General features: G+C 51.5%; 24 protein-coding genes (1 of these 24 only partly in view). 1 reads left to right on the top strand and 23 read right to left on the bottom strand.

The window, feature by feature from the left end; all coding sequences use genetic code 11:
* The 6 genes from ACFOLF_RS11610 to gatC all read right to left on the bottom strand — a co-directional run.
* Nucleotides 1-1,339: the 5' portion of a glycosyl hydrolase family 18 protein gene (locus tag ACFOLF_RS11610; protein ID WP_210046130.1), read on the bottom strand. 389 nt of this gene lie to the left of the window's left edge; only the first 1,339 of its 1,728 coding nucleotides appear in the window; the start codon lies at nucleotides 1,337-1,339; its stop codon lies off the left edge, out of view.
* Between the two features lie 151 nt (nucleotides 1,340-1,490).
* Entirely contained in the window at nucleotides 1,491-1,922 is a 432-nt protein-coding gene (locus tag ACFOLF_RS11615) for a Fur family transcriptional regulator (RefSeq protein ID WP_210046129.1), read from the bottom strand.
* A gap of 78 nt (nucleotides 1,923-2,000) precedes the next feature.
* Nucleotides 2,001-4,010 carry a DUF4097 family beta strand repeat-containing protein gene (locus ACFOLF_RS11620; RefSeq protein WP_210046128.1) on the bottom strand — a complete coding sequence of 670 codons (2,010 nt, stop codon included), beginning with the start codon at nucleotides 4,008-4,010 and terminating at the stop codon, nucleotides 2,001-2,003.
* Between the two features lie 246 nt (nucleotides 4,011-4,256).
* Nucleotides 4,257-5,699, bottom strand: coding sequence for an Asp-tRNA(Asn)/Glu-tRNA(Gln) amidotransferase subunit GatB (gene gatB / locus ACFOLF_RS11625; protein ID WP_210046127.1), 1,443 nt, complete (start codon nucleotides 5,697-5,699; stop codon nucleotides 4,257-4,259).
* Nucleotides 5,700-5,734: 35 nt separating this feature from the next.
* Nucleotides 5,735-7,192, bottom strand: a complete 1,458-nt coding sequence (gatA, locus tag ACFOLF_RS11630; protein ID WP_210046126.1) for an Asp-tRNA(Asn)/Glu-tRNA(Gln) amidotransferase subunit GatA — start codon at nucleotides 7,190-7,192, stop codon at nucleotides 5,735-5,737.
* A gap of 67 nt (nucleotides 7,193-7,259) precedes the next feature.
* Nucleotides 7,260-7,547 carry an Asp-tRNA(Asn)/Glu-tRNA(Gln) amidotransferase subunit GatC gene (gene gatC, locus ACFOLF_RS11635; RefSeq protein ID WP_210046125.1) on the bottom strand — a complete coding sequence of 96 codons (288 nt, stop codon included), beginning with the start codon at nucleotides 7,545-7,547 and terminating at the stop codon, nucleotides 7,260-7,262.
* A 266-nt stretch (nucleotides 7,548-7,813) separates the two neighbouring features.
* On the opposite strand from gatC, the gene ACFOLF_RS11640 reads away from it, so the two are divergent.
* Nucleotides 7,814-8,653 carry a hypothetical protein gene (locus ACFOLF_RS11640; protein ID WP_210046124.1) on the top strand — a complete coding sequence of 280 codons (840 nt, stop codon included), beginning with the start codon at nucleotides 7,814-7,816 and terminating at the stop codon, nucleotides 8,651-8,653.
* A gap of 102 nt (nucleotides 8,654-8,755) precedes the next feature.
* On the opposite strand, the gene ACFOLF_RS11645 is transcribed toward ACFOLF_RS11640, so the two are convergent.
* From ACFOLF_RS11645 to ACFOLF_RS11725, 17 genes are all read right to left on the bottom strand, one after another.
* Nucleotides 8,756-9,136 (bottom strand): ATPase, encoded by a 381-nt coding sequence (locus ACFOLF_RS11645; protein WP_210046123.1) that lies wholly within the window; start codon nucleotides 9,134-9,136, stop codon nucleotides 8,756-8,758.
* 157 nt (nucleotides 9,137-9,293) lie between these two features.
* Entirely contained in the window at nucleotides 9,294-10,166 is an 873-nt protein-coding gene (locus ACFOLF_RS11650; protein ID WP_379114268.1) for an AraC family transcriptional regulator, read from the bottom strand.
* Between the two features lie 66 nt (nucleotides 10,167-10,232).
* Nucleotides 10,233-11,321 (bottom strand): Gfo/Idh/MocA family protein, encoded by a 1,089-nt coding sequence (locus ACFOLF_RS11655; RefSeq protein WP_210046122.1) that lies wholly within the window; start codon nucleotides 11,319-11,321, stop codon nucleotides 10,233-10,235.
* Nucleotides 11,322-11,339: 18 nt separating this feature from the next.
* On the bottom strand, nucleotides 11,340-12,104 hold the full coding sequence (locus tag ACFOLF_RS11660; protein WP_210046121.1) for a sugar phosphate isomerase/epimerase family protein: 765 nt from the start codon (nucleotides 12,102-12,104) through the stop codon (nucleotides 11,340-11,342).
* A gap of 82 nt (nucleotides 12,105-12,186) precedes the next feature.
* Entirely contained in the window at nucleotides 12,187-13,353 is a 1,167-nt protein-coding gene (locus ACFOLF_RS11665; protein ID WP_210046120.1) for a Gfo/Idh/MocA family protein, read from the bottom strand.
* The gene (locus ACFOLF_RS11670) at nucleotides 13,350-14,258 is read right to left on the bottom strand and encodes a sugar phosphate isomerase/epimerase family protein (RefSeq protein ID WP_210046140.1); all 909 of its coding nucleotides are present in this window, start codon (nucleotides 14,256-14,258) and stop codon (nucleotides 13,350-13,352) included. Before ACFOLF_RS11670 ends, ACFOLF_RS11665 begins: the two co-directional genes overlap by 4 nt.
* Before the next feature lie 480 nt (nucleotides 14,259-14,738).
* Nucleotides 14,739-15,959 carry a M24 family metallopeptidase gene (locus ACFOLF_RS11675; RefSeq protein ID WP_210046119.1) on the bottom strand — a complete coding sequence of 407 codons (1,221 nt, stop codon included), beginning with the start codon at nucleotides 15,957-15,959 and terminating at the stop codon, nucleotides 14,739-14,741.
* A gap of 188 nt (nucleotides 15,960-16,147) precedes the next feature.
* Nucleotides 16,148-16,624, bottom strand: coding sequence for a hypothetical protein (locus ACFOLF_RS11680; protein ID WP_379114283.1), 477 nt, complete (start codon nucleotides 16,622-16,624; stop codon nucleotides 16,148-16,150).
* Between the two features lie 66 nt (nucleotides 16,625-16,690).
* Entirely contained in the window at nucleotides 16,691-17,116 is a 426-nt protein-coding gene (locus tag ACFOLF_RS11685; protein WP_210046117.1) for a hypothetical protein, read from the bottom strand.
* Nucleotides 17,113-17,244: a hypothetical protein gene (locus ACFOLF_RS11690; RefSeq protein ID WP_379114270.1), complete on the bottom strand. Its 132-nt coding sequence runs from the start codon at nucleotides 17,242-17,244 to the stop codon at nucleotides 17,113-17,115. The genes ACFOLF_RS11685 and ACFOLF_RS11690 overlap by 4 nt, the downstream gene beginning before the upstream one ends.
* A 75-nt stretch (nucleotides 17,245-17,319) precedes the next feature.
* Nucleotides 17,320-17,472 (bottom strand): hypothetical protein, encoded by a 153-nt coding sequence (locus tag ACFOLF_RS11695; RefSeq protein ID WP_210046116.1) that lies wholly within the window; start codon nucleotides 17,470-17,472, stop codon nucleotides 17,320-17,322.
* Between the two features lie 37 nt (nucleotides 17,473-17,509).
* Nucleotides 17,510-18,391 carry a hypothetical protein gene (locus ACFOLF_RS11700; RefSeq protein ID WP_210046115.1) on the bottom strand — a complete coding sequence of 294 codons (882 nt, stop codon included), beginning with the start codon at nucleotides 18,389-18,391 and terminating at the stop codon, nucleotides 17,510-17,512.
* A gap of 226 nt (nucleotides 18,392-18,617) precedes the next feature.
* Complete coding sequence (locus tag ACFOLF_RS11705; RefSeq protein WP_210046114.1) at nucleotides 18,618-19,553, bottom strand: type II secretion system F family protein; 936 nt, start codon at nucleotides 19,551-19,553, stop codon at nucleotides 18,618-18,620.
* On the bottom strand, nucleotides 19,550-20,950 hold the full coding sequence (locus ACFOLF_RS11710; protein WP_210046113.1) for an ATPase, T2SS/T4P/T4SS family: 1,401 nt from the start codon (nucleotides 20,948-20,950) through the stop codon (nucleotides 19,550-19,552). Before ACFOLF_RS11710 ends, ACFOLF_RS11705 begins: the two co-directional genes overlap by 4 nt.
* Nucleotides 20,950-21,780 carry a hypothetical protein gene (locus ACFOLF_RS11715; RefSeq protein ID WP_210046139.1) on the bottom strand — a complete coding sequence of 277 codons (831 nt, stop codon included), beginning with the start codon at nucleotides 21,778-21,780 and terminating at the stop codon, nucleotides 20,950-20,952. Before ACFOLF_RS11715 ends, ACFOLF_RS11710 begins: the two co-directional genes overlap by 1 nt.
* 2 nt (nucleotides 21,781-21,782) lie before the next feature.
* Nucleotides 21,783-22,517, bottom strand: a complete 735-nt coding sequence (locus tag ACFOLF_RS11720; RefSeq protein WP_210046112.1) for an SAF domain-containing protein — start codon at nucleotides 22,515-22,517, stop codon at nucleotides 21,783-21,785.
* A 213-nt stretch (nucleotides 22,518-22,730) separates the two neighbouring features.
* The gene (locus ACFOLF_RS11725) at nucleotides 22,731-24,275 is read right to left on the bottom strand and encodes an MDR family MFS transporter (RefSeq protein WP_210046111.1); all 1,545 of its coding nucleotides are present in this window, start codon (nucleotides 24,273-24,275) and stop codon (nucleotides 22,731-22,733) included.

A 24,275-nucleotide genomic window follows, 5' to 3' on the forward strand; every position in this document is an offset into this window, starting at 1 on the left:
ATTGCTCCACCCAAGGAAGGGAAGCGACTGATCCCGATGTTGGACTTGAAGCCCAATGCTCGTCATAAGCCATAACCATCATATAGTCAACGACTTTGCCCAGAGCAGCACGATCAAGAAATAGCGACCACAGCTCACTATTGGATTTAGGCGTCACATCGATCGAAACCACAACTCCCTCCTCGTGAAGCAAGGGGGTTAGTTCCCGGACAAATTGAACGAGATTGGCTTTATCGACTGTCGCCACACTCTCGAAGTCCAGATTGATGCCCTGCAGCTTGTACATTTGGACGTAGGCGAGCAGCTGCTGAATCATCTTGAAGCGAGTATCCGCGCTCGAAAGTGCTTTGGTTGTCCGCTCCGCTTCAAATCCATTGCTGAATAAGGCCCATACCTGCATCCCTTTCTTATGGGCCCAGTCCACATATACGGGATCAGCCTTGCTTTGAATTTGCCCATCTCCATTCAACAATTCAAACCACGATGGGCTGACGACATTAACGCCCGGCATGTCCGGAATATTGGCAGGATTGGGCGTTTTCTGATAGACCGCTTCCCAGGTCATATTGACTTTACTGCCGACGACCTTCCAAGCAACAAAGGGCTCCTCGGCTTTTATCTGTTCCGTTTTCTCCACTTCTGTTAGCGAAACATCCTTCTTGGCTACGTATCCGACAATTCCATTTTCGCTTTGAGCCCGGTACCAGCCCTTCTCCTCATCCCACAAACGGACATCACCTTGTGCCGGAAGATCCTGCACTATGGGAGCGCGAATCGTGGGCTCGTTACGAATCTCCGTACCCTTTTCGGCGACTGCCCGTTGAACGGCATCACCGGCACGCAAAACAGTGACGACACCGGTATCTTTGTTATATTCCACTTTAATGCCGTAAAGCTCTTCTAATGGAGTTATTGGAATATAAACCAGCTTATCTTTCAGTTCCGCTGCTACTCTTAGATCATAAGGCTTGCTGTTGATGGTTGCCGTCAACACATTTGTCTTGAGGCGCAATACCTTATCCGTATTGGTAAGCACAATGGAACCGGTTTTCTCTTCGTAATATACAGCTTCCTTGAGCGCCAGATTCTCTTGAATGAAGGGCAATGGCAATTTGACGGCATCTCCATCGACAACAGCACCTGCCCCCATGACCTGCCCCTTATATATAATCGGATTAGGTGAACCGTAATCCGGCTTGATTTCCTCGCTGTTCGGCACAAAACGCTGCCATCCGAACCACATGCCAATCCCTGCTGCCAATATTCCGCTAATGAGTACAAGCCATCTCAGCGAGCCGCCTTCACGCCGCCTTCGAGTGCGGATCCTAACCGTTTCCACGTTTATGATTCCCTCCTGCCGGTATTTATAAAAATCAAATAAAAACGTGCAGTAAGGCGAGTTGTCTCTACCCCTGCACGTTATGACACAATAAATAATCGGCTGAAGAGCCGCATGTTATGATGAAGACTTTATTTCCAAATAAAATGCGCTAATTCGCAGGCTTGCAGCAATCGGCGCATTGTCCGTAAATTTCCATACGATGCCCCTCAACCCGAAAACCCGTTTCCCTGGAGGCTGCTTCCTCTACTTCGGTCAATGGCGGGTAATCAAAATCAACAATTTTTCCGCAGGAGCGGCAAATGGCATGATAATGTTCGGATAAATCAGCGTCAAACCGACTTGAGTCGTCGCCGTAGGTCAGCTCCCGCACGAGCCCGGCATCAACAAACAAACGCAAATTGTTGTATATCGTCGCTACGCTCATACTCGGATAAGCGGGTGAGAGTGATTTGTAAATCTCATCAGCTGTCGGATGTGTAATGGAAGCCATCAGAAAACTCAAGATCGCATGACGCTGGGGGGTCATACGTACGCCGGTACTTTTCAGCTGTTCCAGTGCTTGCTCAACGGTCGTGCCCATGCCCTTCACGTCCTTTCTGCTTCGTTAGAACCATTGTACGTGCTTGCTTTTCATTTTGTCAATGAACAGGGGATCAAATTAAGGGGTATAGTGATTTATTTCTATGCTGCTGTTTGCATCAATATTAATCCGATAGGTCGCTTCGCCGATGTCGCCGGTTATTGTTTTTTCCTTGGCATCCAGCGGCAGATCTGTGGAAACATTCCCGAAGGTAACCGAGCCGTTCACTGAATAGTCGCCGTCAGCCGGAATAAAAATATTAATAATGCCAATGGAACTGTCAATATTCCAATTTCCACCAACGGTCGAACTGTGTATCAGTATATCGCCATTAAGCGTATCGGCTTTGACCGCGGCTTCGGCTTCATTGATGGTGATTCCTCCATTTTTGGTTCCGGCATCGATATAGCCTGTAATATAGCCAAGATCGATATTGCCGCTGAGCGTGGAGCTTTCCACATCTCCATGAATCCGCTCTGCTTTGACAGCGCCGTTGTAGGTTTGGAGTTGAAGGAGCCCATAGCTGTCCGTTACATTTATGCCGCCATTCCTCGTCTCGGCATTAATTGGACCCGTTACATCTGCAATCACGATTTCACCAATCGTCAGCTTGACGACCAATCCGCCCGGAAGAACCAGCCCGGTAACATCGACCGAACCGTTATCGACTTGAATGCTGATCTCGGTTTGTACCGCTTTGGTGTCGGAATCTGCTCCATTATCGTTCTGGTTTTGCTCATCATTCGGCGGATCAGCAGATTGCAGATTTTCCAATATCGTACTATCCGGTAGGACTGCTGCATTACTCTGGGTGCCGTCCATTTCAGAAAAAGGAGGGATATCTCCTATAATGTTATTCAATGATTGCTGCTTATTGCTTTCTATTATAGACGAGTCATCAAGCGCTGAAGTTTCAGAATTTTCGTCAGAAGGCGGTTCTACGGTTTGTATCGGCAGTTGACCAATATGTGAATCCTCCGGAATCGTTATTGTAAGATTCATTCTTGGCGCAAGCACCCCATTATCTCCGAATGTCTGGCCTTTTGCATCAATTTTCAGCTTGCTGTCACCGCTTATCTCCACATTGGAATTCTCCGCTACTTGATCGGCTTGCTGCTTATCCTCCATATCAACCCAAACCACAGTCTCAATGGTTAATTCACTGACCTTTCCTTTTTTAAGCAAAACCTTCCCGTTGTGATTATTAATGGAGATGGACGAGGTTTCCTCGTTGATGGGAACTGCAAGTATTTCCTTCTCGTATTTGAAGCCTTTTTCTTCGCCGTAGCCGTTCATCCCTGATATATTGACCTTGAAATTATCCAGCCAGCTGAACGGCATGGAGGAATAATGCGTGATGCCATAGGCTGTGACCGCAATGATCAAGGCCAAAAAGGTACCGCCAATGTCAAAGGACAGACGCCTGCCGCCTGTTCGGGGAACCAGGCTCAAAATCACGACTTCGATCCCCAATAAAATAAAAACGGCCGGCCACCATTGTCCAAGCAGCTCAATATCGTTTCTTCCGCGGAATTGATCGGACAAAAGCATGCCGCCTACGACAATAATAACAATCGCTGAGGTAATCCGGCCCATTTTGAACATCTCTTGCCGCTTCCTGAGCGCCAGCACGGCCGCAAGCACAATAAGACCAATGCCCGGCGCAAAGGTTCCAACCGCATCAACCCATGGAATCAGCATCGAAGGAGCACGTACCAGCCCCAGCAAAAGCATGCCCACTGCAATGATCGCAACGCCTTGAAACCAGGCTAACGCCCCTGAACGCTGCGGCTCCTGAAGCTGCCCCTCAACCGGGTTACGCAGCTTGACGGATTGCTGAAGGGTGTCAAATACGCTGAAAAACCAAAATATAGGAAGCGCCATGCCCAGATACACAAGCAGCAGCGCAAATTTGCCTCCGCTGTCATCCGCGAATCGAATCATGGCCACGATGTCTGTCAGCGTGCCTGTCAGCAGCAGCAGCCCTCTCAGATGCAGGCCAAGTGCCAGATGTCCCGCTCCCGGGATGAGAAATGCGAACAACGGCGCCAGTTTTCGATAAGGGTTTTTATTATCTGTTTGCAGCATCTTGGCACCGCCTCCTGTCCTTGACTCATGGCTTTCCTTTAGAGCATCTCATACTTTCCTGCTTTTCTTATAATAAGCTATATTGTAACATATTCTATTTGGTGAGATTTGAAACAATTGCCTAGTCACGATAACGGCCCTGCCGTCCCTTCGCGGCAATTTTAATTCAAGCAGAGGATTATCCCAACGTATTTATTTCAAAATCTTAAATAAAAAAGCAGGACCCTGTTCGGCCCTGCCTTAACATTATTGATTTAACCGCTCCTGCAGCAGCTTGTTGACAAGCGCCGGGTTCGCTTTACCTTTGGTTTCTTTCATGACTTGACCAACAAGGAAGCCGATTGCTTTATCCTTGCCTGCCTTGAAATCCTCGACAGATTGCGGATTCGCTTCAACGATCCGGTTAACCACTTCGGCAATCGCGCCTTCGTCGCTGATTTGGACGAGTCCCTGCTCCTCAACGATCTGCTGCGGGCGTTTTCCGCTCTCCAGCATTGCTTTGAAGACGGTTTTGGCGATTTTGCTGCTGATCGTACCCTTTTCCATTAGCCCGATCATCTCGCCAAGCCCCTGGCCTGTGATTTTAACCCCATCCAACTCCAGCCCATTGGCATTCAGGTACCCAAGCAGATCCCCCATAATCCAGTTTGCGACCGCTTTGGCATCCTTGGTATAAACCAGGCTTTCCTCAAAGAAATCGGCAACCTTCTTGGAGGAGGTAATTACCTCGGCATCGTAGGACGGCAGTCCGTACTCCGCTGTGTACCGTGCCTTGCGGGCATCCGGAAGCTCCGGAATCGAAGCGCGGACGCGCTCTTTCCACTCTTCATCGATATGCATTTGGACCAGGTCGGGATCCGGAAAATACCGGTAATCATGCGCTTCTTCTTTGCTCCGCATGGTGAAGGTTTTCCCCTGTGCTTCGTCCCAGCGCCGCGTCTCCTGGACGACTTTGCCGCCGCTGTCAAGCACATCGGCCTGGCGCATCTGCTCATATTCCAGCCCGCGCTGAACGCCGCGGAACGAGTTCATGTTCTTCAGCTCCGCTCTCGTGCCGAATTCCTCCTGGTCGTAAGGACGGATACTGATGTTGGCATCGCAGCGCAGCGAGCCTTCCTCCATCTTCACGTCGGATACATCGCAATAGAGCATAATGGCCTTCAGCTTCTCCAAATAAGCTTTCGCTTCCTCAGGCGTGCGGATATCCGGCTCGGAGACGATCTCTACAAGCGGCGTACCGACGCGGTTGAAGTCTACCAAAGAGGCAAAGCCGCCATCGACGTGAGTCAGCTTGCCGGCATCCTCTTCCAAATGAAGACGGGTAATGCCGATACGCTTGGTCTTGCCATTCACTTCAATATCAATCCATCCATGTTCGCCGACCGGCTGGTCGAACTGGGAAATTTGATATGCTTTTGGCGAATCCGGGTAGAAATAGTTCTTGCGGTCGAATTTGCTTATGTCGGCAATCCGGCAGTTGAGCGCCATCGCTGCTTTCATCGCATATTCCAGTGCCTGGCGGTTGAGCACCGGCAGCACACCGGGATGTCCGAGACAGACCGGACAGGTATGGGTATTCGGCGGGGCGCCGAATGATGTGGAGCAGCCGCAGAAGATTTTCGTCTTCGTGTGCAGCTCGACGTGCACCTCCAGCCCAACTACTGTTTCATATTTGTTTGGTTCGTACATTCCTAAGCCCCTCCTGCTTCCTATACTACGCTGCTTTATAGCGTCGGACGCTGTTTGTGATGATCCGTATGCTGCTCGTAGGCATGCGCGGCGCGGAGCACCGTGCTCTCATCGAACGCTTTGCCTATGATTTGCAGCCCGATCGGCAGCCCGTCCGCGAAGCCGCATGGCACGCTGATAGCCGGAATGCCGGCCAAGCTGACCGGGATCGTACATATATCGTTCAAATACATCGTCAGCGGATCGCCAACCTGCTCGCCGATGCGGAATGCAGGCGTTGGAGCTGTTGGTCCGATAATGAGATCATAGTTCTCAAACACCTTGTCAAAATCCTGCTTGATCAATGTACGCACCTTCTGCGCCTTCAAATAATAGGCGTCATAATAGCCGGAGCTGAGCGCATAGGTTCCAAGCATGATGCGGCGCTTTACTTCAGGCCCGAAGCCTTGGCTGCGCGACTTGCGGTACAAATCCACCAGATTGTCCGGATCATCGGTCCGCACCCCATAGCGAACGCCGTCAAAGCGGGCCAGGTTGGATGAAGCCTCCGATGAAGCCAGCAGATAGTAGGTTGCCACAGCGTATTCCGTATGCGGAAGGGAAACTTCCTCCCACGTTGCGCCAAGGCTCTCGAACTGCTTGAGGGCCGCCAGAACAGCTTCCTTCACCTTCGGATCTATGCCTGCTCCCAAATATTCCTTGGGAACACCGATGCGCAGCCCTTTTACGTCTCCGCTCAACTGGCCTACGTAATCCGGTATGTCCACTTTGGCCGAGGTTGAGTCAGACGGATCGTAGCCTGCGATAGCCTGCAGGACATACGCCGAATCCTCGACGTTCTTCGTCAGCGGACCGATTTGATCCAATGACGAGGCAAAGGCAACAAGCCCGAAACGCGAAACCAGTCCATACGTCGGCTTAAGACCGACAATCCCGCAGTAGGCGGCTGGCTGACGGATTGATCCGCCTGTATCGGAGCCCAGTGAGAAGTATACCTGTCCCGAGGCAACCGAAGCCGCGGAGCCGCCGCTGGAACCTCCGGGAACATGGTCCGTATTCCATGGATTTCTCGTCGGATAGAAGCTGGAATTTTCATTCGAGCCTCCCATGGCGAATTCATCCATATTCAGCTTGCCGATCGTAACGGTTTGCGCAGCTTTAAGCTTCTTCACAGCCGTCGCATCGTAAATGGGATCATAATTGCTCAGAAATTGACTGGCGCACGTCGTGAGCAATCCTTCGGTTACGATATTATCCTTAATTCCTGCCGGCAGCCCGAACAGGAGTCCGCGTTCTCCGCCGCCCTGCAGCTGCTTGTCCATCTCATCAGCAGACCTGCGCGCTTCTTCCTCATTAAGGGTCAGGAATGCCTGTATGGAAGCATCCGTCTGTGCGATCCTCTGGTAGGACGCATCCACCAGCTCGCGGACAGACAGCTCTTTTCCGGTTAGTTGATTATGTATTTCCTGTAGGCGTTGATCAAAAAGTGCCAACAGTCGTTCCTCCCCTCATCATTGGCCGCATTCTCTTGCCGTACGCACATGCGGCGCCCTGGTCATTTTATTCGAGTACCGCCGGCACTTTAAATTGTCCATCTTCATCGTCCGGCGCGTTTTTCAATGCGGTCTCTACGCTAACGGATGGCTTCACTACATCTTCCCTCATTACATTAATGACAGGAAGCACATGGCTGGTCGGTTCAACATTGTCGGTATTGAGTTCATTCAGCTTTTCCGCGTATTTTAAAATCGCGTTCATTTGCCCGGTGAACTGCTCCTTCTCCTGCGCAGACAGCTCCAGCCTGGCCAAATTGGCGACATGCTCGACGTCTTTCAGCGTAATGCTCATGGGGTCGCCCCTCCTTTTATGGTCCTATTGCTCACATTCTTTCTATTATAGCGTATGACACAGCCCAAACTCAATGGATTCGCTGATGCTTGACGCCTTCGCCGCAATTGCCTTGCCAGGATATCAATATGAAGAAAGCTTCATATTGCATTAAGGTTGTTTTTACATTGATTTCATTTCCAATTAAGGTTAGATGTACATAATGAACTCTGCAGCCATTACTGACTTGGCTGGGCATGAACCAAAAACTGTAAGGAGGAAGCAAAATGAAGAAAGTCATGAAAGCAGTCGGAATTACGGCTGCCCTGGCGGTTATGATACCGCTCAGCGCTTATGCTGCCACAACTAACACAGGAGCCTCATCAACAGGCACAGATACTGCAGCACAAACAAGACCGGCCGACGGTGATTTCGGAAGAGGTCCAAGGCCGGAATTCAAAGGCGGGGCGGGCGGAATGCTTGACCAATCCGTGCTTGATCTGCTGAAGCTCGATAAAACAGCGCTGCAAACGAAAATTAAGGAAGGCAAAACGCTTAATGAGATTGCCGAGGAGCAAGGAGTAACGCGGGACGCGCTAAAAGCAGCGCTCACGGACGCTTTTACGAAGAAGCAGGAAGAACAAAAGCAGAAGTTCACTGAAAACCTGGACAAGGTCCTTGACGGCAAACTAAAGGATCAGCCCGGAAGCGGAGTCCGCCCTGGAGGCAAGTTCGGCATGGAGCGGGATCTAAGCCCTATCGCGACAGCGCTGGGCCTGACCAATGACGAGCTGATGACCTCACTAAAAGGCGGAAAATCGATCACTGATCTGGCGGCAGAAAAAAGCGTGGATGTGCAGACCTTGATCGATGCGCAAAAAGCCGCGTTCGTTGAGAAAATCAACAAAGAGCTGACAGACGGCAAAATCACCCAGGAGCAGGCCGATAAAATGATTGCGAACGCGGCGGCAAGAGCCGAAGATATCGTAAACGGCAAAGGCTTTGGCAGAGGCGACAAAGGCCCGCGGCCGGATGGCCATGGAGCCGACAAGGCCAAAACCGAAAAGGCTAAAGACGATAACGCCAAAACAAGCGAGACCGCAACAGACAGTGCAGCAGCCGGTTAAGATGGATTGAATCTATTCAGACATGCAGTGTTTGCTTTTGTTCAAAAAAAACCCCGAAAAGCTGCAAAAAAAGCCTCCTTCAGCCGGAGGCTCTTTTCGTGCTTATATCCAAGCTTTCAAATTAACCTGGCGGATAAAATCATCACGGCTTTGCACTTCATTCGCAGTGGTCTCTTCCTCTGCTTCGGCCTCTTCGCCATTCATCAACCGCCGGAACAGGCTTTCGTTATGGGTTGCCAGCGCGAAATCAATCAGCGCCTCGCGTTCGACACGCTCAGCCTCCTGCTGGTAAAGCACTTCTTCCAGCTCAATGTCGGCAGCAGGAACAAAAAAGTTACGATTGGCCTTGGGCACACGAATAATATAGTCAAACGCATTATCCGCATTCCGGTCATAAGCGATTATATATCCATACTCCCCGACTGGGAGGCTCTGTTCAAATGAGTCCGATACGATTACAATTCTAATCCCAAGCTTATGCATCTGCTCCACCTCAGTCTCTAGTAACCTTCAATTTAATATCTATCCTACTAAAAAAAAGAAGAGAAGTCCAATAGAGACTGCACCCATGGGAACATTAAGGATATTCATAAAAAGGATGGGCCAGGTTTTAAACTTTATTGAACTTTCAAAAAAACCTTCAAGCCCGCACGCTCATGGCGATTTCTTTGCGGTACGACTCCGGGCTGCTGCCGACAGCGGCCTTGAATAACCGGCTGAAATGCGCCAAATGAGTAAACCCGACCGAATGGCATACCTCGGATACCGAATGCCCCGGCTCCAGCCTGAAGAGAATTTTAGCCTGATTAATCCGCCTGTTATATAAGTATTTAAACACCGTTGTCCCTGTGACTTCCTTGAACAAGTTGGACAGGTAGGGCTTGGTTAAATGCAGGGCGCCGGCAATATCGTCAAGCGTCAAATCAACATTCATGTAGCAGCTCTCCAAATAGGAGATAACGCCCTGAACGTGATGCTCCTTGTATGACCGATGCTCATAATCCTTCACCGGCTGGCTGCACCAGCCGCGAATCATATGCAGCAGCTCCAGGAACCGCATGACAAACCGGTCATACGCTGTAATAGAACGTTGATGGCCCTTGATTTCATACAAGGCATACATATCCGCATACAAGCGCTCCATCTCGCTCTGTTCCTGCGCTGAAAGTGAAATTCGAATATTTCCCAGCTCTTCAAAGGGCTTCAGCAGTAGGGACGCAAGCTCAGGCTGCAGCAATTTATGCACGTAAGCGGGATCAAAATGGATAATGGTACGGATATAAGGCTTATCGGGAGCAGGATTAGGGCGATGCAGCGTCATCCCATGCAGCAGAATAAGATCACCAGGCTGCAGCCTCATGATTTTATCACCGATCAGGTAATTGCAATCCCCTTCCAGAAAATAGTAAATTTCAAAATAACTATGAGAATGAAACTGCACATCCGGTATAGGGTTATCCACCCGATAGCCAAAATCAATCGGCAGCAGCCAAGGCGTTGATGAGAGTGCCAACACAAAAAAACCCCCTTCATATAAGACCTGTTGCAGCATCTTATATGAAGAGTGTATCACGAACCGCTACTCTATGCGCACAGCCATATTTTGAGCAGCAACGCAAAGCTCGGCAGCCTTGAACGCATGCTCCTGCGTCATGGCATTCTCTGTCCGGTTCAGGCAGTCAAGAATAAGCTCGCCGAAGAATGGAAAACCAACCTGTCCTGAAACCGCATAATGGCGTTCCCCTTCTCCATTGACCAGATAAACATGATCCCCCTGCTTGTCACGTGCGATATCGATATATTTGCGAAGCTCGATAAAGCCGTTTGTACCGAGGATGATCGTTCTTCCATCTCCCCATGTCCCAAGTCCATCCGGCGTAAACCAGTCTACACGAAAATAATTGGTTGCCCCGTTATCGCCAATCAATGTGGCATCGCCAAAATCCTCAAGCTCCGGAGCATCCGGATTATTATAGTTGGCTACCTTGCTGTGAACCACCTTGGCATCCTTGCAGCCGGCAAAAAACAAAAACTGCTCAATCTGATGGCTTCCGATATCGCACAGAATGCCGCCATACTGCTGCTTGCGGAAAAACCAGTCCGGCCGGGACGCCTTGTTCAGCCTGTGCGGTCCGGTTCCTATCACCTGCAGCACGCGGCCGATGGCCCCTTCCTGAATCAGCTTACCTGCATAGACCGCACTTTCAACATGCAGCCGCTCACTGTAATAGACCATATATTTGCGCCCTGTTGTGGCCACCTTGTCCCTTGCTGCAGCAATTTGCTCCAGGGTGGTGAAGGGTGTCTTGTCCGTAAAATAGTCCTTGCCGTGATCCATCACCCGCATGCCGAGCGCAGCGCGCTCAGACGGGATTGCAGCAGCAGCGACAAGTCTTACTTCCGGATCTTCCAAAATAACCTCCGGAGAAGAAGCTGCCTGTGCCTGCGGGTAGGCCTTGATGAACTGTTCCACCTTGGCAGGATCGGTATCATAGACCCATTTCAGTGTCCCGCCGGCTTCGAGCAGACCGTTCGTTTGACCGTATATATGTCCGTGATCCAGTGCCATGGCGGCAAACACAAATTCCCCCGCCTGGCAAACCGGCTTCGGCTTCACGGCCGATACCGGGGCATAATTCATTCCATCTTGTCGGTTAGCGGAAGACATGGCTGCTCACTCCTTTTCTTAGTTGGCCCAATTGCTGAGTGCTCGATAGCTGATCGCCAGGCTTTCAAACGGATCCCCCGGACATGTATCCTGTTCCACCACATACCACTCTACGCCGGTCTCTCTGCAAGCCTCAATAACGGCCGGCCAATCCATATTGCCCTCACCAATCTCAGCAAACACCTGCTTGTCATTCACGATCGCCATATCCTTCAAATGAACGACCTTCATCCGTCCCTCAACCTTGCGGACCCATTTCACCGGATCGGCTCCTCCTGCTTGAACCCAGTACGTATCCAGTTCAAAGCCGACATGCGCAGCGTCTGTTGAATCCAGCAGCCAGCCAAGACCGGGCTTGCCCTCAAATTTCTCAAATTCAAACTTATGATTATGATAAATCAGCTCAAGACCCGCCTCGGACAGCTTCGCGCCGATACCGGACAGAGTACGGGCCATATCCTGATAGCCTGTCAGGCCGCTTCTGAACTCGGAAGGCATTGATCCAATTCCTACATAACGGCAGTTCCACGCCTGATGCTCTTTAATAACAGCGTCGATATCATTGAGCAGACGATCATAGGAAACATGAGTCGCACAAATCGTCAAACCATAACGCTGGCACATTTCCCGGACAGCTTCCGGATCAATGGGGCCAATACCGGATACCTGCACGGCCTGATACCCGATCTCCTTGACCTTTTTGAGCGATGCGTCCAGATCCTCGGCAGTTTTCGCAAAATCACGCAGTGTATATAATTGAGCGGCTATTTGGCTTTTTTTCATAATGGCAAACACTCCTCAGCTTGAATTTGTCCAATGGGATGGAACGTAAAGCGAGATTAAATACGGCGGATTACTAGATGGATTAAAATGTTCCGCTGAGATCGGCAGGCTTGGCTGTTTCCGCACTGGCCTGTTTCTGGAAGCTGGACTCCGCGATACGCTTATTCAGCTCGGCCTCGTGCAGATTTTCGTCAAATGGCAGATCGACCCAGCCGTCCAGCCAGGTGGACAGATGCATGGCATTGGAAATCGTCAGCCCGTCAATTCCTTCCTCGCCGGGTGCAACCAGCTGCGCTCCATGCAGCACCGCATCCGTGAAATTCTGGAGGATGCCGGCATGCTCCGGGCTCGGACCTTGAGCGGGAATTTCGAACTTCCAGACTTCCGGCGAACCGAAGGAGCTGGTATTGCGTTTATTGAATTCGGTCTCCGATTCACGAAGCCGCCAGAAGGTCATTTTTCCGTCCTCGATGACGATTTTGCCGCGGTCGCCCGATACCTCCAGCCGGTTGGTGCCCGGAGCCTCCGACGTTGCCGTAATAAAGACGCCTGTAGCGCCATTCTCATATTCCGCGTAGGCGGTCACATCATTCTCCACCTCGATGTCGCGGTGCTTGCCCATCTGACAGAATGCGCGAATCCGCGTCGGCATCATGCCGATGGTCCACTGCCACAGATCAAGCTGATGGGGGCATTGATTGATCAGAACACCGCCGCCCTCGCCGCCCCAGGTCGCACGCCAGGTTCCGGAATCGTAATAAGCCTGCGAGCGGTACCAGTTCGTAATGATCCAGTTGGTCCGGCGGATTTCCCCGAGCTCTCCGGAGGAGATCAATTCGCGGAGCTTCTGATAGAGCGGATTCATCCGCTGGTTGTAGACGATACCGAATTTTTTGCCGCTCTTCGCGGCGGTTTCATTCATTTCACGCACCTGCTTGACATAAACGCCTGCAGGCTTCTCGATCAGAACATGCATGCCTTTGCCAAAAGCCTTGATCGCTTCCGAAGGATGATCGTAATGCGGAGTGGCCACAATAACCGCATCCACGAGTCCGGAATCGATCATTGCCGTTGAATCTTCAAAGACGCTCACACCTTGCAAATGCTCTCTGGCCCAGTCGCGTTTGGACTCGAATCCGTCGCAAACAGCCGTCAGTACGGCGTCTTTAATTTTACCTGCCTGCAGCAAATTGGCGTGCCCCGACCCCATGTTCCCGATCCCGATAATTCCATAACGAAGCTTGCTCATCTGATTTCCTCCATCCATTGATTCATTTGCAGTGCGTATTTGCCAAGCATAGTTCTGGTATCGTAGGTACCGCTAAAATCCTCAAGGCCAAACCATCCGTCATATCCCACAAACCGCAGGTCGGCGAGCACCTGCTTCCAAGGGACAACTCCGCTTGCGACCGGCCTCCAGCTGCAGGACCAGTCGATGGGACGCAGCGGGTCTCCCTCGGCTTCCTTCGTCCCGGCCGCAGCCGCAGAATTGGGATGATTCCCGCCGGACGGAAGCCAGCCTGCATTCTTGACATGGACATGCGCAAGATAGGGGCCAAGCAGCTCAAGTCCAAGCCGATAGTTCTCGTAGCCTTCGTAAACCATATTCCCCGGATCGTAGATAACTCCGATTTGATCCGGATTGAAGCCGCTGACAAGCCGGTGTGTGAGCGATGCGCTGGGTACGATCGTATGATGATGTGTTTCGACCAAAGCTTTGATGTTATGCTCCCTTGCCAGCACCTCAACCTCCTGCAAATAAGCGGTGGCTTGAGTAAACAGCTCGTTATAACTGAGAGTGCGGTTATAAGAGGGAACTCCCACTCGCACCATTGATGCATCCAGCTGCTTGGCCAGCCTGAATACCTGCTCCGTGCCTGCCAGATCACCGCAGCCGATATAGGGGGCAAGAGCAAGCGTCGTGCGACCGTGATTTTTCACTGCATCGTTGAAGCGGTTAATCTCCGCTTCTGATGCGGCAGGCGAAAGGGTTGCCCGGTTATTGCCCCAAAAGGAGGGCTCCTCCAAAGCTGTTTCAGCTGAAGTTTCCTTGCAGCGCCACTCTATTCCATCGATGCCCGCCGCCGCCGCTTCCTTGCAGAGCTCCTCAGGGGTAACATCCGGAGTTGCAACTGTAAACACGGAAAGTTTGATCACATGCACTCATCCTCCACTTTCGGGATCCCTGTTGACTGTGGTTTTTGACTTTGAAACTTGATAAACAGGCAGATCGGTACTTGACCACCCTCTCATGCATGTTTTCCGTCCGGCAGGCAGCTGAATTGCATGACTCTAAAATAGTGTGCTGCATCTGCACTCCTTGAAAAAGTAAAGGTTTTCATACCTTTGAAACATTCAAATTCAGAACCCATTGTAGCACATGGAGAGCGGCACGAACGTTCTAATGTCAACTACATTAACTACAGTCAAACGATCAAGTGAAGTCAGATATCTCAGTTAACATGTATACTGCGGCAGCACTAGATGAGACAAGAAGATAATGGCTTCGCTGCCCACTGGCGGCAAAAAAATATATAACAGTGAAATTTATAAATGCTATAGGGTAACTAAAGAGCCTTAAAGGTCAGAACCTATAAGACTCCTTCAGAATTAATTGATTCTCTCCCAGCGCCATCACAATATAATCAGCCCTTCAGGAGACTTGGTGAGTGCACGCGGACCATTTTCTGTAACGAGGTAGCTATTCTCAATTCCAACGACTCCACGTCCTGGAAAGGTGAATTTCGGTTCGACCGCCAAGACCATTCCTGCTTTCAATGGATCGGTAAAACCGCGGGCCAACACAGGCCATTCATCGACCTCCAGCCCAATCCCATGCCCCAGAAATTTCACCTGATCAGAACCGTAGCCCATAAAATGAGCGGATAAACCGCATTCGTCCGCTTGTTCCAACGCCCTAATATAGAGGGCTTCACAGATCGTACCGGGTACCATCAGACGTTCCGTTTCCCGGATAATGGATTCCGAATGGTTATATGCAGCAGCCATATCATCCGGCAGCGAACCGATCACCGCTGTGCGTGTCTGGTCGATAATGTAACCATCGATGCAGCAGCCGACATCTATCAGAATCGGCTCATTGCGTCTGATAGCCCTTAAGCTGACACTCTGCGGGGCGGCTGTGCCGAGCCCCCGTCCGCCGGCAGGCCCGTCGAAGGCGCTGGGTTCAGCCGCCGCTTCTCCGGCGCCAAGCATCCCTGTCATAATTTCCATATTATAGCTGCGCGTACGCATCATGCCCATATGTCCGCGGAGACGGATTTGATATTCGATCCGGGCCATCAGTTCAAGCTCGCTCATCCCTTCATTCAGATCGCCTACAGCGCTATGGAGTGCTTCCGCGACCGCTTGCGCAGCCGCTTCAATCCGGCCGACCTCCCATGCCGATTTGATCATCCGGACCTGCCGGATGAGCGATGAGCCATCAATCAGTGACATATGCTTACCTTCAGCTTCCAGCTGTGCTGCAAGCCGGGCATAGGCCTGTGCAGGAAGAACATCCATTTCTGTGGCGATCCGCCGGGAATCAGCTGCTTCGAATACCGATGGATACCGCTGCCTCAAAGCTGCCCCGAATACACGCATGGAAGGCATTGGCTCCACTTGAACAGCGGATTCCAACTGTGCCCGTGCGATACTCCTCCTGACAAAGAAGGTTGCCGGGCCGTCAGCTGGAATAAAGGCCATGCCAGCCTGCATGGAACCGGTCAAGTAATATAAATCCACATGCTGCGTCACAAGAAAGCCCGAAATGTCCTGTGCCTGCATACGCTGCTGCAGCCGTGTTATCCGTTCATGGAATTCTTCCGGTCCTAGAAACGCTTCCGCCTTCATTCCTATCTCTCCCTGCTATTAGTGATTCTCCCTTTATTATAAGAAGAAACGCAGGCAAACGCTATGCTGCAAAGAAGAACCCGGCAACACGGGTAACTAAATATGAAAGCATGGTTTGCAAACAAGGAGAATCGGCTCAGGCTATCCTTTTGCGGCAAAGCCGGATTAAAAGAGGAACGGCCTGCCCATCAGTGCGCAACGAGTTCAGCCGTTCCTTTAATGGTCCATTCAATCGGTTCAATAATGTTGAAAATGCGGGGGTATACCATTTTGGCAATGATAACAACGCCCGGACGCTTCAAGGTTACCTCATAATTGTAGAGCGCATTGCGGTATGTGTACGGAAACGTATGATCATCATTAATAATCTCAAAAATGAGCACTTCAACCCGATCCCGCAGAAAGCTCTCCGGCAGCGGCTCTCCATTTGCGTTCAATTGAAGATTGGTCTGCAAATAAAGACCGGCATTCCTGTAAGCTGCCGATTCATCGATATGCAGCCTGCCATCAGCCAGAGCTGCGCGGTCCACCTGCTGCGCGGCAGCATGGGCTGCCCGGTTGACCGCGTGCTTCCCTTGAAACAAGGCAGCCATCGCTACTTCCTCATCCGTCTGCAAGGCCTGCATGACGATCCACACCGTCATCATAAGCATAAACAGCACCATTTTGTACACGTAAGCTTCACCGCTCCTTCTCGGGTATACGAATGAAGCGGCAAAGAACCTGCTTCGTTAAGGTACGTATTCACTCATTTTCATTCCGACAGCTCTTAACCTCGTCGATGCTGAAGGTGGAGCAAGTCCGATAAGGCGATCAATCTCGAAAAGCCCTTCCACCGGATAGCTGATTGCGAGCGACAGTCCAACCCCTCGTGGCACAGGGTTTCCCGCATTTGTGGCGTCGTAACCGTTTGTTGAGCTTACTTCAAAGGCAATATCCGAGGACTGCAAGCCATAGCTTGCCAGACGCAGGCGTGATTGCTGCATCATCGTGCTGTCAATATAGCCATGGTCGCCATTGGCCGCGACCTCGAGCATATAATCAACCTCCTGCTGCAGAACGGCCTGCCGGACAATCAGAACATGTTTATAGATCGGCGAGAACATGAACCAGCACAGCATGACGGCAAACAAAATAAATACAAGCAAGCTTTTCACGGACTCAGCCTCCTGATCGAATCACTCATATGACGGCCTGTCCGGTCAAGCTGAGCATTGGTTCCCTGCTCGCCTCCCGTAATGCTTGTATATAAAACAACGACCACGATAATCAGCAGCACTGACATCAATATTGCCCGTATGCCGGCCACCTCCTTAACATAACAGCATGAAGAGCGAACTGACCGCTTATCGCAGCAATTCTATTGAGGATTGATCGCTCCAATTTTCACATTTGCGGCATTGCCTTGTGTATTGATTTGAGCCTGGGTTCCTGTCGTGTCTTTTGCGATGATGGCATTGAACAGCAGAATAACGACAACCAGCATCATAACCGTCATTAGAATATTACGCATCCTCTCACCTCCTCCAAATAGTCGGCCGGTATTATTGTCATTGGTTTAACGTACTGAAGAGGTTCTGCCCCTCTCTGACCCAGGGATAAATGAAGATTTGAAACGTATACAGAATCGGAATACCTGCGAGCACAAACAGAAAATAAGAGGTCGATTCCTTCCGGCTCTCCTTGGCAAGCTCCAGCTTCTCCTTGTAATCGTTGATCCGGTCCCGGAGCAAGTCATAATAATGTTCGCTCTCATGCAGCCGAAGGGAGTCGATCGTTTCGACAAAGCTTAACCCCTCCTCCGTGCCAAGCCGCAGCTTGAACCGCCTGAGCGCACCTTCGGCATCGTGATACCACTCGCCCAGCATCACCTGAAGATCAGAGCGCATAGTCCGGGTAAACGGCAGGCAGCGCATCAGCTTGGTATGAATATGCAGCGAGGATCCCGCCAAATACAGCAGCTGATTGCTGATGACATAGATTTCTCCGGTCATCCGTTCCGAACGCGCTTTACGAAAAGCCTCCAGCCAGGGCAGATCCCAAAGCACAAGAATCACAGCTGCAAACAGCATCAGCGGAGCCAAATAACGCGGCAAAACCTCCAAGGGCAAGCAGGAAATCCCGTAAGCGGCAGCAGCCCACACCGGCAGCGCAATTAGAAAGATCCGTTTTGCCAGCATGTACAGAGCAGGATCACCTGTATAGCCGCATCCCGCAAGTACACGCTCCCGTTCCTTGAAGGAAGGTGATGTGCGGCTGAGGCGGACTGCCTCCAGCCACCGCTCGGAGATCCGTTTGTGCTGCCACCGAAAAGCTGCGATGTAGGCGAACCTCGGTCTTCGCACAAGCAGCGCTCTGAACAGCGTGTATATGAAAATAAATCCCAGCACATACTGCCCGGTCAGTGCTCCCCAAATAACCAAGCGATCCATTTTTTCATCTCCTAAAAACACATTTTAGCTTGGGCTGAAATGCAGCTCCATAACACCGGTCCTTAGTGTTATGCCAAGACAAATCTTAGTTACGCAAGCTTTCACTTAGCGCTCTGCTTGAGCAAACTCAGCTTGGTAATCATTCATTAATGGCACTGCATAAGAAAAAGCAGATTCCACAGGCGTTTATTTTAGCGTTTTGCGTTAGGCAAACCCCGGCTTCCGCTTACATCTTTTTGCGGGAAAGCCATAATCCCATTACAAAGGAAATAAAGATGAGAACGATGGCGTTCAGCAGCAAATCCCGCCCTTTCGGGTCGACAATATAATAGAGATAAGCGGTTTCAGGCGTATAATGAAAATTGATGCCCAGAAACAAGGCCAAAAACAGCACCGGCGAAAAGTTCGCCAACCGAATCTCCAGCAGCTTGTTCCGTTCCTGTTGATTGGCTCTGCGCGCTTTGCGCATATCCGTTATTAAATCCTTCAGATTATCGGCAATCGGATGGCCTTCGGCCAGACCGGCGCGTACAATATTAACGAAATAATCAGCCCACACATGCCCCAGCGAGGCTGCGAAAATCCGCAGGCTGGCCTCATCGTCACCGCGTACCGAGACATTCCGGTACAGCTGCTCAAAGACCGCCTGCATAGGACCAAGAAGCCGCTTCTCATCCACCGTTCGCTGCAGCGCGGTGCGGATTTGCTTGCCGCCGCTGATCAGGCAGCATTGATAGAAGAGCTCCACAGCCGGAAGGAAATCAATGCGCGTCTTCATCTGTTGATGAATAAGCAGCATCCGCAGCAGCGTGTATGGCAGTGCCCCCATCACAGTTCCCAGCAGAATCGTACCCTTAATACTCTGAAAGAGCATAATACCGGCAGTTGAACCCCCAAGCAGCAGGAGCAGCGTCAGGATAAAGATGGTTCCGGGATCGACACGCAGCCGAAGCGATTCCAGCAGCTCGCACATATGCCGGTACAACCGTTCATAACGGGCGAGAAAACGGGCCAACCGCTGTCTGAACTGCTGCTGCTGGCGGTATTGCAGCCGGCTTTGCTGCCGGTGACGGACAAACCACACCTGCAGCAGCTGTCTGAAGCAAATAAACATCATAACAAACAAAGTGATCACAAAAGCAATTAAAGCAAACTTCATCATGGCGCAGCAGCACCATCCTTAGGGGACTCCCCATACCCTGCTCTCAAAGCGCCTTCGGCAGCGGTTATCCTTGCAGCAGCCTTGGGAGAAGGAATATACGGATATTCCCAAGCACCCGAAGTCTCATTAAAGACAGCCCATTCCCGCACCCGTACCTCGCCATTTGCCCAGCCAAGCTCAGCAAGCCGGACTACCCGCCGCTTGCCCGCAACAAAGCGCATCTCTATCCCGATTTGCGTGACATATTCGGCAATCCGTTTGGTGAGACGCTCGGGATTCATTCCCCGCCCATCCAGCATGCACATATCCGCGATTGCTTCAGGCACATCCTCCAGTGCGTTGGCATGCACGGTCGTCATACTCCCGGAATGCCCGCGGGTGCAGGCTCTTACATAGATATTCGCATCCTCATCACGGATCTCCGCATGAATAATCCGCTGCGGGGATTGCCGGAGTGCCAGCTTGAAGGCCTGTGTTGCATGGTGCAGGTGATCCTCTTCGTCAGCCTCGTATTCCACCGTATTTTTGCTTGGAAAATCACGTCTGAGCATCATTTCATGACGGCCTTCAATCGTGATAATCCGTTCCTCATCCGGCAGTTCCCCGATCATGGCCTTGATGAAATGGGTTTTACCGGAGTTGGTCGGTCCGATAACCACCACATTGAATCTCGCCTTCAGTACAGCAAGCACCATATCGCGGATCTCGCGGCTCATCGTTCCATACTGCGGCTCGCATAAAGCATCCAAATGGAATTTCCGCACGGTGTAGAACCGCAAGGTTAATGTCGGCTGCGAGGTATAACCGTAACCGGTCATCGTGACGCGGGTGCCGTCCCGGAGCATAACCTCCGCCCATCGTTTGCGCGGACTGAAGCGGTCATTGTTATAGAGCACAAGATTCTGCTGGATCCGCTCTACCTCCCGTTCCGACTCGAAGGAATAGGCCGATGGACGGCTGCTGCCATCCCTGACCTCGAATATCCGGGTGCCGACGACCTGGATTTCCTCGAGTCCTTCACGATTGAGCAGGACAAGCTCAAGAACGCTAAGCCCGATGACCTCCGCGAATAAAGCCTCGGCAAGCGAAGAGTAAGGATGTTGATACCCCGGCAGTTCATGAATGCGCTGGCGCAGCAGACGTTCGGCGATGACCGCCAATATCTGCTCACGCTCTTCCGTGTAGCCAATGACAGCCCGGTTCAGTTTTTCATTGTACTGCCGGCGCTCATCCTCCGTAACACCTCGAGGCATCGCCAGATAGCTGCGGATATCCTCGGAGAGCCGGACAAAATCCTGCTCACCGCCCTGCTTCTCCTCGTTCACACCGGATTGATCCTGTTCAAGCGCTCTTATTTGAGAAGAAAAAGCTGCCGGAGAGAAGCGCCCTTCACTCATCACGTGCTCACCCCGTCCCGATGGGTCAGGAGCTTCCTGTACCATGGCTGTGAATTCAGGCCCGGCCGCCGGGTGAGCCCGTAACGCTGGATAATATGCTTCGCCGGCTGCGCCATCGCCTGCTTGCCCTGCTCATCCGAGATTAACCACTGATCAAGCGTTCCGCTATCGAGCTGTGAGAGCATAGGTCCAGACAATTTCAACTCGCCGAATAAAGGCACGCCAAGCTCATTACAAATCTCCTTCACGTGAAACCCTCCGATTCTTCCTGGTGCATGAATGATGACCGCTTCATATTGATCAGCTGAAATACCATAAAGCGGGGAAAGCTGCTTCAGCCATCGATGTCCGTCCTCCTGAAAATGGGAAAGCGCCCCGGTTGTTGCCACGAGCCTCGTATTGGCACGGCGCAGCGCGCACAAGGTAGCCGCATTGTCCCAGTAAGCCCCCACATCTGCAATGACGATATCGAAGGTTTGCTGAGCCACATCGAGCAAATGATCCACTTCCTCCGAGGTAAAGAACTCCGCCTGATCCCGAAGAACATTGCCGAACAGGACGTGCAGCCCCTCCATGACAGAATGCGTTGCTAGCAGGAGCTTCTCCGGAAGAAGGGATGAAGACCTAAGCTCCGGCCTCAGAGAATCCAGAGTTTCTACCGGATTGTCCACACCCAGGTAGCGATGGGACTTGGCGCTTTTCAGATTCAGACACAAGAAGCCTACTGAGGTCTTGGTATCCTCGGCTATCCGGCAGGCGGCTGCAAGCGCCGCTATCGACGTTCCGATATTGGGGGTTGTTCCCACAAAAGTGATAAGCGGTGATGGCATTCTCACGATCCCGCCTCCGTTTGTGCAGCTGCCGCATCTGCAATATCAAGCGATTGAGAGGAATAGGCGATGACGATCCGGGCTTTCCCGGACTTGCACAGCGAATCGAGCTCAAGCCACTGCTCCTCCTGGAGATTCAGGTTTATGTAATCGATCATGCCGTTGGCGTCCCGTCTGGAGGCATACATTTTCTCTTTATCTCCGCTTGCCAGCGACAATAGATTGGGGTTGTCCGTGTCGTCAATTTCGATATTGGCCGAGGTTTTGACCGATGCGACCGTCACCGGCTGGTCGAACAGCCGCCCGGAGGCGACTTCCTCGCCTGTCACATACAAGATGACTTTGTCGCCCGCCCGGATTCCATTGGAGACCGATAGCACATAATCGCGCGGGATTTGAAAAGTCGATTGGGTGCGGCTGGGCAGAAGCCTGAACTTGTCCACCTTCCAATTGAGCAGCGGCTCACCCAATCCAAGAGGGACAACAGCCTCCATACCCGCCACCGATTCCGCATCGAGCACCATTTCGGAGATGTAAGAAGCTTTGGCAACCTGCTTCACTTCAAGCATATCCGGAGTGATCCGCTCCCCCGCCGGTACGAATCTGTTCGGGACCATGACACTCACCGTCTCCTGAAACTCCACCTGCCTCAGCTGCAGCAAATACACGCCATACACAAGCATCCCGGATAACACAGCCGCAGCAATACTAATGATCACATTCCGTCTTCTGTTCATCGCCTTTTCCTTCCCGCAGCCTGACAGCGAAAATAAAAAAGAACGCAGCATGGGCATAATGCCCAAGCATGCGTTCTTCGCATAGTCGTTGCTATTGATCTGCTGTTATATGATGACATCATAATAGCAAACAAGCTTAAAGCTGTCTATACAAAATTGGAAAATTGTCGGTAATTGCCCACTTTTGTCGATTCTACACATTCTCGCACGGACTCAGTGACCACCAAATTCTACCGGCTTGCGTTCCTTATCCCTGCCTTTGCTCTGGTTTGGGATCACCAGTCGCGAGCTGCCCATAAAAAAGACCGTCATCAGTGCCAAGCCAGCCGGAATAAGCCCCCACATGAACATCCTGGAGATGGAGCTTGACAGCGAATCAACGATTTTATCCATAATATCCTGAGGAATCGCAGCCCGCTTCTCCGGTGACAGCAGCTCGCGGATATTGCCGAGGGATTCCGTGCTTCCTTGCGTGCCCGCAAAGGCATTCTTCATATCGCCTGTCAGCAGATTGCGCTGGAGAATACCGAAAACGGTCAAGCCTACCGTCATGCCGAGTGAGCGTATGAAAGCAAGCGTCGAATTGGCAGAGCCCCTTTGACGCATGTCAAAGTCATGAATGCCGGCCATACCCAGAACCGAGAAGGAGAAGCCGACGCCCAAGCCGGCCACAACCATGTACACCGACAGCAGGAATTTGGACGTTTCCGGCGTAATGGTGCTCAACAGAAAAGTACCGAGGACGAACAAGACAGCGGAGAAAATCATGATATTTCGGTAGGTGGTCTTGCTTGCTCCGAAGCCCCCTATCTGGGCAGACACAACGGATCCGAGCGTCATCGGAAGCAGAATTAATCCTGAATTCGTTGCCGTACCTCCCGTTACTCCCTGTACATAAATCGGAATATACATGGCAAAGGTGATAAATACTGCCCCGTAAAACAAACTGGTCAAGGTGCTGGCTGCAAACAGCCGCTTGCGGAACATGGAGTAGGAAATAATCGGTTCCGCCGCTTTGGTTTCGACGAACAGAAATACGGCAAGCAAAGCGGCGGCAGCCCCGAATAAAGCAAGGATCGTCGGGGAGTCCCAGGCGAATTCCTGACCGCCCAGCTCAAGCGCAAACATCAAGGCAACGATCGAGCCCACCAGCGTTGCGGCGCCCCACCAGTCAATCCGCTGCCTGGAATGCTCCATAGACTCCCGGTAGAATAGCAGGATTAACGCAAGTGCAACAATCCCCACCGGCAGGTTAATGTAGAATATCCAGCGCCAATTAATATGGTCGGTAATATAAGCCCCGAGCAGCGGGCCAAACAGACTGGAAGTGCCGAATACGGCTCCAAAAAGTCCACCCATGCTGCCTCTTTTTTCGGCAGGAAAAATATCGAACATAATAGTGAAAGCAATCGGCACCAGGGCGCCGCCGCCAATCCCCTGAATGGCGCGGTATATGCTCAGCTCTACAATATTGTGGGCTGTGCCGCACAGAACCGAGCCCAATAAAAACAGGAAAATGCCCAGCACAAAAAAACGTTTGCGCCCATACATATCCGACAGCTTGCCGAAAATCGGCATGGCGGCCATTTCCGTGACCAAGTAGGCGGAGGTCACCCAGACGAATTTGTCGACGCCCCCAAGGTCAGCGACAATCGTGCCCATCGCCGTGGCGACGATCGTATTATCAATGGCCGCCACAAGGATGCCGAGCAGCAGCCCGACGACAACCAGGCCCATTCTGCTTTGCTGCTGTGTCAT

The organism is Paenibacillus sepulcri (assembly GCF_042647105.1).
Classification (GTDB): Bacteria; Bacillota; Bacilli; order Paenibacillales; family Paenibacillaceae; genus Paenibacillus_Z; species Paenibacillus_Z sepulcri.